We start from the raw sequence: 12501 nt of genomic DNA on the forward strand, positions 1-12501 counted from the left end.
GTCGTGGGGGACTCGACGGGAGGTCTGGCGGGGAGGGCCAGCGCGATGACGATCGCGAGGGCGGAGAAGCCGGTGGCCCACCAGAACGCCTGGTGGAAGGCCGGCACCGGGTCGCCGTCAGTGATCGCGTTCTGCAGGAGGACCGCCAGGACGGCGGTGCCGAACGAGCCCCCGACCTGCTGTGCGACGCGGACCAGGACGCTGGCGTGGGCGATCTGCTCGTGGCCGAGGCCGAGATACGCGACGGCCATGACGGGCACGGTCACGGCGCCGAGGCCGATGCCGCGCAGGAGCAGCCATCCGGCGAGCGACCACGCGCTCGTGTGGGCGTCGGCGTAGGCGAACGGGACGGTCGCGGCGGCGACGACGAGGAACCCCGCGACGGTGATGGGCCGGGCGCCGAGCCGGTCGGTGAGGCTGCCCGCGAGGGACCGGCTGAGCAGGGTTCCGATGCCCTGCGGGATCAGCGCGACCCCGGCGTCGAGGGCCGTGGTGCCGCGGACCTGCTGGTAGTACAGCGGCAGCAGCAGGATGGCCCCGTAGAGCGCGAAGCCGGAGAAGAACAGCACCCCGGAGGCGGACGCGGTCGGCCGGTGCGCGAACAGCCGGACGTCCACGAGCGGGTTCGCGCGGCGGGCCGCGTACAGCGCGAACCCCGCCGCCAGGGCCACGCCGAGGACCAGCGGGACGAGCACCCCGGGGCGCGCGAACCCGCCGTCCGGCGCCCGGGACAGGCCGAAGATCACGGCGGCGGTGCCGGGCCCCAGCAGCGCGAGCCCGAGGACGTCCAGGCGCGGCCGCGACGACGGGCCGTCGCGGTCGAGGAACCGCGCGGCCAGGACGATCCCCGCGACGCAGAACGGGACGTTGACCCAGAACATCCACCGCCAGCTCAGGTGCGTGAGGATCAGGCCGCCCACGAGCGGGCCGAGGATCGGCCCCAGCAGCGCGGGCAGCGCGATGACCGCCGTCGTGCGGCCGAGCAGCCGGCCGCCCGCTGCCCGCACGACCAGGGTGGTCATCACCGGGAGCATCAGCCCGCCGCCGACGCCCTGCACGACCCGGCTCGCGATCAGCGAAGGGGCGTCCCAGGCCAGGCTTGAGGCCACCGACCCGGCGAGGAAGACGGCCAGCGCGAAGATCCAGACCCGCTTGCCGCCGAACCGGGCCATCGCCCAGGTGCTCAGCGGGACCGTGATGCCGAGGGCGAGCAGGTAGCCGGTGGTGACCCACTGGACGGTCGCGACCGTGGTGTGCAGATCGGCCGCCAGCGAGTGCAGCGCCACCCCGACGATCGTGGTGTCGAACACCACGGCGAGGACCCCGGCGATGAGGACACCGGCGGTCTTGAGCACCTTCGGGTCGAGCCGGGTGTCACCGGCCATGGCTTCCCCCAGATAAGAGTCACGAATGTTTCTTATCGCCCACGGTAGACTCCGTGCATAAGAAACACAAGTGACTCTTAATCGGAGGGGACGTGGCGGAGCAGCGCCGGCGCGGCAAGGTCCTGGAGGACGCGCTGCTGCGCGCCGCATGGGACGAACTGGTGGAGGCCGGATACGCCGCGCTGACCATGGAACGCGTCGCCGTGCGCGCGGGCACCGCCAGGGCGGTGCTCTACCGCCGCTGGCCGAAGAAGGCCGACCTGGTCGTCGCCGCCATCCGGCACCACCGCGAGGACGACCCGATCCCCAGCCCGGACACCGGCAGCCTGCGCGACGACCTCATCGCGCTGATGCGCTCGTCCACCCGGCGCCGCATCGACCTCGCCACCATGCTCGGCGCGCAGCTCGGCGGCCTGTTCGCCGAGACGGGGACGACCCCGGCGGAACTGCGCGACCTCGTGCTCAGCGGGGGCACGCTCTGGTCACGCGACATCTTCAAGAACGCGGTCGAGCGCGGCGAACTCGTCCCCGGCCGCGTCCCCGACGCGCTGCTCGCCATGCCCTTCGACCTGATGCGCCACGACATGCTGATGACCTTCGAGCCCGTCCCGGACGCCCGCATCACCAGCATCGTCGACGACCTGTTCCTCCCCCTCCTCGCCCACTACCAGGCCACGGCGTGAGGTGTCAGAGCGGGTTGAGGCGGGCCTTGAGCAGGCAGAACTCGTTGCCTTCGGGGTCGCTCAGGACGTGCCACGGCTCTTCCCCGGTCTGGCCGATGTCGGCCGGGCGCGCACCGAGACCCAGCAGGCGCTCCAGCTCGGCGTCCTGATCGCGGTCGGTGGCGTTGACGTCGATGTGCAGCCGGGACTTCCCCTTCTCCGGCTCGTCCCGGCGGCTGAGGATGATCGTCGGCTGCGGGCCGCCGAACCCTTCGCGCGGCCCGATCTCCAGCGTCCCGTCGTCCTCGCGATCGAGCACGACGAAGTCCAGGACCTCGCACCAGAACCGCGCCAGCACCTCAGGGTCGCGGCAACCGAGCACAAGCTCACTGATACGACACGCCATGGACGAACCCCACTCTCAGCCGGGTGCCGCCGGAGAACCCGCACGTGAATCCCGCGGGCTCCGGCAGCGCAACGATCCGGCGACGGTACCGGACGAGACGATCATGGGCGAGCGGGGCCGTCATGAGCCGTGCCGAAGGGGTTGTCGATGATGTAGCGCCAGTGGCCGTCCGCGGCCCGGCGCGCGACGTCGGTCGCGGTGCCCTCGATGCGGACGGGACGGCCGTCCGCGATGCCCTCGATCACCCAGTCGACGATCAGCAGGGCGAGGTCGCCGGCGGTGTAGACGTGCCGCGGGCTGACCTTGATCGGCAGCCCGAGGGACATGAAGCGGGCGTTCGCCGCGCGGGCGCCGGCGCCGGTCAGCGGCGTGCCGGGCGCGGGGACGAACACGCCCCCTTGCTCGTACATCTCCGCCACCGCATCCGGATCGCCGCTGTTGAAGCGGTCGGCGAACACCGGCGGGACGTCCTCGGGGCGGTCGGCCAATGGGCGCATCGTGTTCCTTCGGGTAGACAGGGGCGGGACGTGGCGAACGCTAGGAGGCGCCTTCGTGACTCACCAAACGGTCGGCCACCCGGGGCTGCCGGACGATCCGCGGGCGGACGTGGCCGAGCCGACGCCGTCCTGCCCGGTGGAGATCACGCTCGACGCGCTGCGCGGGCGCTGGACGACGCTCGTCGTCCGTGAGCTGCTGCGCGGCGACCGGTCGTTCAGCGAGCTGCGGCAGGCGCTGCCGGCGCTGTCGGACAAGGTGCTGGCCGACCGCCTGGCCCATCTCGTCCAGGCGGGCGTGCTCGACCGGCACCGGCAGGCGGGGTGGCCGCCGCGGACCCGGTACGCGCTGACGCCGCGGGGGCGGCGCCTCGGCCCGGTGCTCCAGGCCCTCTGGGAGTGGGGCAGCCGGTAGGTTCGGGGGTCATGGAGGCGGTTGCGGCGGAGGATCTGACGGGCAAGGCGCGGCTGCGGCGGGCCGCGCTGCACCTGTTCGCCAGGGACGGGTTCGACGCGGTGACGATCAGGGCGGTGGCGGCCGAGGCGGACGTGTCGTACGCGCTGGTCCGGCACCATTTCGGGTCGAAGGAAGGGCTGCGGAAGGCGGTCGACGAGCACGTCCTGCGCAGCCTCGGCGAGGCCATGGACGAGCTGGACCGCGACCGTCCCCTCGACGACCTGGTCGCCGCGCGCGGGACGGTGTCGGCGCGGCTGTTCGGCGCCGACCCCGACATGCGCGGCTACCTGCGGCGGGTGCTGCTGGAGGGCGGGGAGGCCGGGCGGGCGGTGTTCGCGCGGCTGCTGCGCGGAACCCGCGCCGAGCTGGAGGGGCTGAACGCGGTCCGGGAAGACGCGGACGCCGAGTGGGCGCCCCACCAGGTGCTCTTCCTCATCCTCGGGCCGCTGCTGCTGGAGCCGGTGGCCGGGCCCGGCCTGTTCGACACGGAGACGCTGGCCCGGCGCAGCGCGGCGAACCAGCGGCTCCTCCTGGACGGCCTGTTCGCCCGCTAGCCGAACATGCTGGCACTGCCCGGCTCGTACGGGTATTTCGCCTTGAGGTCGTCGGTCAGCTCGACGCCGAGGCCGGGCGCGCGGGGCGGCAGGACGTACCCGTCCACGATCTGGAGGGGTTCGGCGAGCATCTCGGTCTCCAGCGGATTGCCCATGACGGGACGTTCCAGCATCACGCAGTTGGGCTGCGTGAAGCCGAGGTGGTAGTTCGCCGTCAGCGTTGGGGCGGCACCCCACACATGCATGGCGACCTTGACGTGGTGGGCGTCGGCCGCCTCGCAGGCGCGCCGGGCCTCGCCGATGCCGCCCACGATGGTCGGGTCGGGTTGCGCTATGTCGAACGCACCGGCGCGGAGCCATTGCTCGAAGACGGCCGCCGTCGTGATGCCCTCCCCACCGGAGATGGGGACGGACGTCATCGCGCGCAGTTCCGCGTAGGGCGCGGGGTCGAACGGCGGCAGGAACTCCTCCGCCCAGGCCAGGTCGTGTGGGGCGAGTGCATCCAGCAGGTGGAGGACTTGCTTGACGCTCCATGGCTGCGTGTTGAGGTTCTGTACGGCGTCCACGGCCAGCAGGATGTCGGGCCCCAGTGCCTCACGGACGAGCCCCACTCGCTCTGCCTCGTTCTCGGGTTGGTAGGTGACGGGGTTGGCGCGCATCTTGAAACCCCGGTATCCGTCGGCGCGCACTTGCGCGGCCTGCGCGACGAGCTGGTCACGGTTCAACGTGGGGACGCCGCCAGAGGCGTACAGGGGCAACCGGTCGTGGACGGCCCCGCCCAGTAGTTCGTGCAGGGGCGCGTTGCGGAACTTGCCCAGCGCGTCCCAGAGCGCGCATTCGATGCCGGCCAGGACCATGACGGTGAGTCCTGTGCGCCCGCAGTAGCCGGTGACCCAGTAGCAGTCCCGGTAGAGGCGGATGGGGCTGGTGGCGTCCCGGCCGATGAGGACGTCCCGGTACAGCGCGACGATCCCCTCCACCAGTTCGGGGACGTACACGCCCGCGTAGGTCTCGCCGACGCCGACGATGCCCTCGTCGGTCTCGACCTCGATGAACGCGGCGCTGCGGCGGCGCGTGTGGGTGCCCTCGATCCCGTACGGCGTGGTCAGCAGCACCGTGCGGACATCAGTGATCTCCATGAAGCCCCCTGTCCACTTGCGCAGCAGACTACACAGATGTGCAGTACGGTCGGAACCATGAACCCTCCCCTGCTGTTCGTCACCGGAATCGCCGCCGCGGGCGAGATCGCCGGGGCCGGCCTGCTCCTCCGTCGCCGAAACCCACCCCGACGCCCAGACCGCGTCCCAGGCCCGCACCCTGGCTGACCGCCTCACCGCCCTAGGCCGATGAGGATGGCGAGGGCGGGCCTCAGCCGGGGGTCAGTGCGGCGACCAGGTCGGCGGCGGGGGTTTCGGTCGTCTTGCGGAAGGACTCGCCGGCCCAGAGGTTGACGCCCTCCGGGTCGCCCTGGGCGGCGGACGCCTTGCGCAGCGGCGAGGTCACGTAGTGGACGTCGGGGTAGGCGGCGGGTGCGTGCGGCGAGTGCTCGGTGAGGAAGCGGTTGACCAGGCCGCGGGCGGGACGTCCGCTGAAAGCCCTGGTCAGCGCGGTCTCGGTGAAGCGCGGGTCGGCGAGGGCGGCCTTGTGGACGGCGCTCGCCCCGCTCTCCGGGCAGCGGACGAACGCCGTGCCGAGCTGGGCGGCGACGGCGCCCAGCCCGAGGACCTCGGCGACGTCCGACGCCGTGGCGAGGCCGCCGGCGGCGATGAGGGGCTGCGAGGTCGTCCCGCGGACGGAATGCAGCAGCACCCGCAGCGGCAGCGGCTCGTCGGAGGTGTTGGTGAACGAGCCGCGGTGCCCCCCGGCCTCGGCGCCCTGGAGGCAGAGCGCGTCGGCGGCGGACGCCTGGCGGGCCTCGTCCACCGAGGTCACGGTGACGACGACGGTGGCGCCGCGGTCCTTGAGGGCCTGGACGACCTCGTCGGACGGGCAGCCGAACGTGAAACCGACGAAGGCGGGCGGATCGGCGACCAGGTCGACGACCTTGGCGTGGTAGGCGTCGTCCCGTGCGGACGGCGTGCCCGCCTCCACGCCCAGGCGGCGGGCCTCGGGGGCGAGGCGGTCGCGGTACGCGGCGACCGCGGCCGGGTCGACCTCGTCCAGGGACGGCATGAAGACGTTCACCCCGAAGGGCCGGGACGTCAGGGCGCGCGTCGCCGTGATGTCGGCGCGCATGGCCTCGGGTGTCTTGTAGCCGGCGGCGAGGAAGCCGAGGCCGCCCGCGTCCGAGACGGCGGCGGCCAGCTCGGGCGTCGACGGTCCGCCTGCCATGGGCGCTTGCACGATCGGAACGTCGGTCCACATGCTCGGCACGATAATCCGGAGGAACACCGCGGGGTCACGCCGGGGTTCCAAGACGGACGGAAGGGGTCAGGATGCGGGTGCTGCTGCACTACGACATGGACCACGTCGAGCCCGGCCTCGACATCGTGAGCTGCTCGGAGCAGGACGACGCGCGGTTCGCGGAGCTGCTGCCGGACGCGGAGGTGATCTGGCACGTGCTGCGCCCGCTCACGGCCGCCGACATGGACCGGGCGCCGAAGCTGAGGCTGATCCAGAAGCTCGGCACCGGCGTGAACACCATCGACCTCGACGCGGCCCGGGAGCGCGGGATCGCGGTCGCGAACATGCCGGGCCGCAACGCGCAGGCGGTCGCGGAGACGTCGCTGCTGCTGATGCTGGCGGCGCTGCGGCGGATCGTCCCGTTCGACGCGCGGACGCGGCGCGGCGAGGGCTGGCCCGCCGGCCGGTCGCTGGTGGGCGGCGAGCTGGCCGGGCGGACGGTCGGCCTCCTCGGCGGCGGCGAGATCGCGTCCCTGCTGCGCGGCATGCTGGAGGCGATCGGCGCGACCGTCCTGTTCACGTCGCAGCGGCCGCGGCCTGAGGACCCGGCCTGGCGGGAGCTGGACGATCTGCTGCGGGCGAGCGACATCGTGTCGGTGCACGTCCCGCTGACGGACGAGACGCACCACCTGCTGGACGCCGAACGGCTCGCGCTGCTGCCGGCGGGCGCGGTCGTGGTGAACACGGCGCGCGGCGCCGTCATCGACGAGAAGGCGCTGGTGGCGGCGCTGACGTCGGGTCATCTGGGCGGCGCCGGCCTGGACGTCTTCGAGACGGAGCCGGTCGGCACCGGCAACCCGCTGCTGGCCCTGGACAGCGTCGTCCTCATGCCGCACGTGGCGTGGCTGACCCGCGAGACCTGGGCCCGCTACTTCGCGGTGGCCGCAGAGAACTGCCGCCGCCTGGCCCGAGACGACGACCTCCTCCACCGCGTCCGCTGAGTTCGGGGTGTCAGGGGAGGAGGACCGGTTTGACGACCTTGCCGGACGTCGTGTCGGCCTCCGCCTCGTTGATCTGGTCCAGCGGGTAGGTCGTGACCAGGCGGTCGAAGGGGAAGCGCTCCTGCCGCCACAGCTCGATCATCTTCGGGATGAACGTGTGCGGGACGGCGTCGCCCTCGATGATGCCCTTGACCGTCCGGCCCATGAGCAGGAGGTTCGCGTCGAGGCGGTACTCGGCGGCGCCGACGCCGACGAGGCCGCAGACGCCGGTGGTGCGCAGCGACGCGACCGCCGTCGCGACGACCTCGGGGACGGCGGTGGAGTCGAACGAGTACTGCACCCCTTCGCCGCCGGACAATGCCCGGATCTGCCCGGCGATGTCGTCGTCCGCGCCGTTGATGACGTGCGTCGCGCCGAGTTCGCGGGCCAGGTCCAGCCGCGACTCGTGCAGGTCGACGGCGACGATCACGGTGGCGCCCGCGACTCGCGCGGCCATGACGGCGGACAGCCCGACCGCGCCCGCACCGAAGATCGCGATGCTGTCGCCCGCGCGGACGCCGAGCGAGACCAGCACCGACGCGGCCCCGGTCTGGACGCCGCAGCCGAGCGGGCCGAGCACGTCCAGCGGGACGTCCCGGCGGACCGGCACCACGTTGTGGACGGTCCCGAGCGCATGGCTCGCGAACGACGACTGCCCGAACCAGCGCGTGTGCACGGGCTCCCCGTCGGGGCCGGTGGCGCGGGGCGTCCCGTCCAGCGGCATGGCGAGCATGTTGAGCGCGGTCATCTGCGGGCAGGCGCCGGGCTGCGCGGCGCGGCAGTTGTCGCACGTCCCGCACGAGTCGAACGACATGACCACGTGGTCGCCCTCGGTGAGGCCGGTGACGCCCGGCCCGGTCGCCGCGACCACGCCGGACCCCTCGTGCCCGAGGACGACCGGCTTCGCCACCAGGTCGCCCGGGATGCGCCCCAGCATGTCGGTGTGGCACATCCCGACGCCCGCGATCTTGACGAGGATCTCGCCGGGACCCGGGTCGGCCAGGTCGAGCGGCTCGATCGCGTAGGGGGCGTCTGCGGCGCGCAGCACCGCGGCTTTGATCTGCACCGGGGAATCCTTCAGGCGATGGAGTAGCGGACGGGAAGGCGCTTCAGGCCGCCGACGAACGTGGTCGCGATGCTCTCCGGCGGTCCGGCCAGTTCGATCGAGTTCAGGCGCGGCAGCAGTTCCTCGAAGAAGGCGCGGACCTCGATGCGGGCCAGCGCCGCCCCCAGGCAGTAGTGGACGCCGAATCCGAACGCCAGGTGCTTGTTCGGGTCGCGGCCCACGTCGAAGGTGAACGGGTCGTCGAAGATGTCCTCGTCGCGGTTCGCGGACGGATACGACAGCAGGACGGCGTCGCCCTTGCGGATCGTGGTGCCGCGCAATTCGTAGTCCTCGGTGGCGGTGCGCATGAACTCCTTGACCGGGGTGACCCAGCGGATCATCTCGTCCACCGCGAAGGGCAGGAGTTCCGGGTTCCCGCGCAGCCGTTCGAGCTGGTCAGGATGCTCGATCAGCGCGTGCAGGCCGCCCGCGATCGTCGCGCTGGTCGTGTCGTGCCCGGCCGTCGCGACGATGACGTAATAGGACGCGGTGTCGAAGTCGTTCAGCGGCTCGCCGTCGATCCGCGCATTGGCGATGGCGGACGCGAGGTCGTCCGTCGGGTTCTTGCGGCGCGCCTCCGTCAGCTCCTGGAAGTAGGCGAAGAAGTCGAGCAGGACCTGCAGTTTCTCCTCGTTCGACGCGCCCCGCTGGAACTCGTCGTCGTCGCCGCCGAAAAGCTCCTGGGTCAGCTTCAGCATGCGGTCGAAGTCGCTTTCGGGGAGGCCGAGCAGCGACAGGATGACGAACAGCGGGAAATGGACGGACACCTCCTGCGCGAAGTCGCACTCGCCGCCGAGGTCGACCATCCGGTCGACGTACCGCTTCGCCAGCTCGCGGACGCGCGGCTCCAGCGCCCGCATCGCGCGCGGCCGGAACCAGTCCGCGCCGATCGCCCGGATGACCCGGTGGTCGGGGTCGTCCATGTGGACCAGCGTGCGCAGCGCGATGCCCTGCTCGGCCCGCTCCCGGTTCAGCGCGTCGAACTCGGCGGTGCCGAGGATCGGGCGCGGGCCGTTCAGGAAGACCGGATGGTTGCGCTCGATCTCCAGGACGTCCTCGTGCTTGGTGACCGCCCAGAACGGGGTGTACTCCGGGGCGGCGTCCACCCAGTGCACCGGGGACTCGCGGCGGAGGAGCGCCAGCGACTCGTGCAGCCGCCGCTCGTCGGCGTAGGCCTTCGGGTCCGCGAGCGCCAGGCCCGCCTCGTCCACGGTCAGCGTCATTGCTCCACTCCTCGGTCGGATGGGCCGCCCTCCAAGGAACCTATGGGCCCGAATCTCGTTCGGTCAACGACCGGCGGGGTCGGATATCGGCGGCGCCGCCGCGTCACATGCCGGCGCGGCCGCCGGGTCAGATATCGGCGAAGCCGCCGTGCCGCCCGTGCCCGTCCGCGAACCTCCCGGCGCCCTTCAGCGCGTCGCCGAGCGAGCCGACGCCGTGCCGGTACTCGGCGGCGATCGCCTCCTCCTCCGGGAGGCCCTCCGCCTCCAGCACCGAGCGACGGTCGTCGCGCAGGCACGTCTGCGGGAATCTCGCCAGGTCGGCCGCCAGTTCCTCGGCCGCCTCCCGCGCCTTCCCTGGCGGGACGAGCCGGTTCGCGAGCCCGATCTCGAACGCCTCGCGCGCCGCCACGGGGCGCCCCGTCAGGATCATGTCCATGGCGCGGCTCGTTCCGATGAGGCGCGGCAGCCGGAACGTCCCGCCGTCCACGAGCGGGACGCCCCAGCGCCGGCAGAACACGCCGAACGTCGCCGTCTCCTCCACGACACGGAGGTCGCACCACAGCGCCAGCTCCAGCCCGCCCGCGACCGCGTGCCCGGCGACCGCCGCGATGACCGGCTTGGACAGGCGCAGCCGCGTGCAGCCGAGCGGCCCGTCCGCCGGGGGAGCGTCCACGCGCGGGCTCCGCTCGGTGCCGATCGACGTCAGATCGGCGCCGGAGCAGAACGTCCCGCCCTCGCCCCACAGGACGGCGGCACTCGCACCCTCGTCGGCGTCGAACGCGCGGAACGCCTCCGCCAGCTCGCGCGCCGTCGCCGCGTCCACGGCATTCCGGGTCTCGGGACGGGACATGACCACCGTCGTGACCGGGCCGTCCCGCTCGATCCGCACCGCCACAGGGCCTCCTAGCCGCCGATGAACGCGCCGTCCGCCAGGTCCTTGAACCGTTCGAGGTCCTCGGCCGGGGCGTCGATCGCGCGCAGCGGACCGGCGTCGGCGAGATGGCTCCGAGCGTAGAGCCGCGCGATCAGCGCCTTGCGGTCCTCGCCGGAATCGGCGCGCTCCCAGCCGGCCTGCTCCAGCAGCAGTGCCGCCGCGTACACGTCCGCCATGTACTGGGCGAGCGGGAAGAGCCGCGCCTCGGCCACAGGCCGGTCGAGGCCGCGCCATCTCTCAATGGCGTCCCGCAGGTGGCCGATGCGCTCGTTGACCAGATCGGCCGTCGCGTCGTCCCCGCCCGGTGCCCGCTGGACGGCCTGGGTGAGCCTTTCGAGGAACGGCTCATGCGCGTCCTGCCGCTCGATCGCACGCCGGACGTCGAGGCACAGGATGTTGTCGCCGCCCTCCCAGATCGGATTGACCTGCGCGTCCCGCAGAATGCGCGCGACCGGCCATTGCTCGATGTAGCCGTTCCCGCCATGGATCTCGATCGCGTCGCTCGCCGCCGTGACGCCGAGCCGCGCGGCCCTCAGTTTGATGAGTGCCGCACCCATGCGCAGCCTGGGGCGTCCCAGATATCCGTCGAACACGAGCGACTGGACGGCCTCGGTCTCGACGATCAGCTCGGCGAGCTTCCTCCGCATGAGCGGCTGCTCGATGAGCGCAGCACCGAACGCCTCGCGCGCCGTCGCATATCCGAGCCCTTCGACCAGCGCCCTGCGCGCACATCCGAGGCCCATCATGGAAATGCCGAGGCGCGCCCCGTTCGTCAGTTCCATCATCCGGGCGAGGCCCTTTCCGTCACCGCCCTCGCCGGCGCTGGACGCCGGGGCCAGCAGGAACGCCTCCGCGTCCGTGAACTCGATCTCTCCCGACGCCACCGACCTGGTGCCGAGCTTGTCCTTGAGCCGCCGGATCCGGATGCCGTTGCGCGACCCGTCCCGCCGCTCCTTCAGAACCAGGAACGGCGCGATTCCCCGCACCCCGTCGACGGCGCCTTCCGGCTTGGCCAGGACCACGAAGGCTGAACCATTCGCATTGGAGGCGAACCATTTGAACCCGTTGAGCCGCCAGGCGTCCCCCTCCTTGCTCGCGGTCGATTCCAGCGCACCCAGATCCGACCCGCCCGACCGTTCCGTGAGCATCTGCGCGGCCTCACCGGACATCTCCCCGGCCGCGAACAGTTCCCGCACCCGCGCCTTGACGTCGTCCGGCGCGAACATCTCCGTCAGCCCCACGACCATGTCGCCGCCGGTGCCGAGCGCGCAGGCCATTCCGATGTCGGCCTGGTCCAGCAGATAACTCCACGCCACGCCCATCGGTGCCGGATCGACACCGTTGCGCTTCGCCTCCGCCACGAAATCGGGCCGGGTAAAGGACGTCGCCACGATCTCCCGCCGCGCCGCCTCGAACGACGGCGGCATGACGACCTCGCTGACGTCGCGTCCCCACCGGTCGTACTTCTCCAGGCGCGGCGGGTTCCGGTCGGTCTCCTCCGCCCACGCGGCGACCGGCCCGCCCATCAGCGCGCCCATCTCCCGGAGCCGCGGCTCGGCCCAGCCGAACCCGTCGCCGAGGTGGCGCCGCATGAGGAACCGCAGCGTGGGGTCGCAGTCGTACCAGTTGAGGCCCGCGGCCCCGCGATACCGCTCGGTCGCGTACCGGCGCGCCTTCTCCGCGCCGCCGAACGGCAACCGGTCGAACGACTCGATCAAGTAAGAGGCCATGACCCGACATTACGCTCCTACGCCACGTGATGGAAGCATGTAATCCGGTCGCGCGCGATGGCGGATCGAGAGTGATCTGGGGCCGTCCCCCGGTAGGGTTGAGGCCAGACATGGACAGCTTGGAGATTCGCCCGCTCACCGCTCGGTCCGTCGTCCTGAGCACGCTGC

13 protein-coding genes are annotated in these 12501 nt (G+C 72.1%); 4 read left to right on the forward strand and 9 right to left on the reverse strand.

Annotated elements, in window-relative coordinates; translation table 11 throughout:
- Positions 1–1385, reverse strand: a 1385-nt coding sequence (locus E1293_RS36155; RefSeq protein WP_132202807.1) for an MDR family MFS transporter, incomplete at its 3' end; no start/stop codon positions are given.
- Positions 1386–1477: 92 nt separating this feature from the next.
- On the opposite strand from E1293_RS36155, the gene E1293_RS36160 reads away from it, so the two are divergent.
- Positions 1478–2068, forward strand: a complete 591-nt coding sequence (locus E1293_RS36160; RefSeq protein ID WP_243717063.1) for a TetR/AcrR family transcriptional regulator — start codon at positions 1478–1480, stop codon at positions 2066–2068.
- A gap of 4 nt (positions 2069–2072) precedes the next feature.
- Here the strand turns inward: E1293_RS36160 and E1293_RS36165 are convergent, their stop codons facing one another.
- Positions 2073–2453 carry a VOC family protein gene (locus E1293_RS36165; protein ID WP_132202809.1) on the reverse strand — a complete coding sequence of 127 codons (381 nt, stop codon included), beginning with the start codon at positions 2451–2453 and terminating at the stop codon, positions 2073–2075.
- A gap of 101 nt (positions 2454–2554) precedes the next feature.
- Positions 2555–2950, reverse strand: a complete 396-nt coding sequence (locus E1293_RS36170) for a YybH family protein (RefSeq protein ID WP_132202811.1) — start codon at positions 2948–2950, stop codon at positions 2555–2557.
- A gap of 55 nt (positions 2951–3005) precedes the next feature.
- On the opposite strand from E1293_RS36170, the gene E1293_RS36175 reads away from it, so the two are divergent.
- The gene (locus tag E1293_RS36175) at positions 3006–3362 is read left to right on the forward strand and encodes a winged helix-turn-helix transcriptional regulator (protein WP_132202813.1); all 357 of its coding nucleotides are present in this window, start codon (positions 3006–3008) and stop codon (positions 3360–3362) included.
- An 11-nt stretch (positions 3363–3373) separates the two neighbouring features.
- Positions 3374–3958 (forward strand): TetR/AcrR family transcriptional regulator, encoded by a 585-nt coding sequence (locus E1293_RS36180; protein WP_132202815.1) that lies wholly within the window; start codon positions 3374–3376, stop codon positions 3956–3958.
- On the opposite strand, the gene E1293_RS36185 is transcribed toward E1293_RS36180, so the two are convergent.
- Together E1293_RS36185 and E1293_RS36190 are read right to left on the reverse strand one after the other, a co-directional pair.
- A complete protein-coding gene (locus E1293_RS36185; RefSeq protein WP_132202817.1) occupies positions 3955–5097 on the reverse strand; it encodes a mandelate racemase/muconate lactonizing enzyme family protein in 1143 nt (380 codons plus the stop codon). The genes E1293_RS36180 and E1293_RS36185 overlap by 4 nt on opposite strands.
- 229 nt (positions 5098–5326) lie before the next feature.
- Positions 5327–6322, reverse strand: coding sequence for a nitronate monooxygenase (locus E1293_RS36190; protein WP_132202819.1), 996 nt, complete (start codon positions 6320–6322; stop codon positions 5327–5329).
- A 71-nt stretch (positions 6323–6393) separates the two neighbouring features.
- On the opposite strand from E1293_RS36190, the gene E1293_RS36195 reads away from it, so the two are divergent.
- The gene (locus E1293_RS36195) at positions 6394–7302 is read left to right on the forward strand and encodes an NAD(P)-dependent oxidoreductase (RefSeq protein WP_132202821.1); all 909 of its coding nucleotides are present in this window, start codon (positions 6394–6396) and stop codon (positions 7300–7302) included.
- Between the two features lie 10 nt (positions 7303–7312).
- Here the strand turns inward: E1293_RS36195 and E1293_RS36200 are convergent, their stop codons facing one another.
- The 4 genes from E1293_RS36200 to E1293_RS48880 all read right to left on the reverse strand — a co-directional run bounded on the left by E1293_RS36200 (position 7313) and on the right by E1293_RS48880 (position 12333).
- Positions 7313–8407, reverse strand: coding sequence for an NAD(P)-dependent alcohol dehydrogenase (locus E1293_RS36200; RefSeq protein WP_132202823.1), 1095 nt, complete (start codon positions 8405–8407; stop codon positions 7313–7315).
- Positions 8408–8418: 11 nt separating this feature from the next.
- The gene (locus E1293_RS36205) at positions 8419–9669 is read right to left on the reverse strand and encodes a cytochrome P450 (RefSeq protein WP_132202825.1); all 1251 of its coding nucleotides are present in this window, start codon (positions 9667–9669) and stop codon (positions 8419–8421) included.
- Between the two features lie 127 nt (positions 9670–9796).
- Positions 9797–10564: a crotonase/enoyl-CoA hydratase family protein gene (locus tag E1293_RS36210; RefSeq protein ID WP_207939295.1), complete on the reverse strand. Its 768-nt coding sequence runs from the start codon at positions 10562–10564 to the stop codon at positions 9797–9799.
- Positions 10565–10572: 8 nt separating this feature from the next.
- A complete protein-coding gene (locus E1293_RS48880; protein ID WP_132202829.1) occupies positions 10573–12333 on the reverse strand; it encodes an acyl-CoA dehydrogenase family protein in 1761 nt (586 codons plus the stop codon).
- Positions 12334–12501: the final 168 nt, after the last annotated feature.

It is taken from the genome of Actinomadura darangshiensis (genome assembly GCF_004349235.1).
Classification (GTDB): Bacteria; Actinomycetota; Actinomycetes; order Streptosporangiales; family Streptosporangiaceae; genus Spirillospora; species Spirillospora darangshiensis.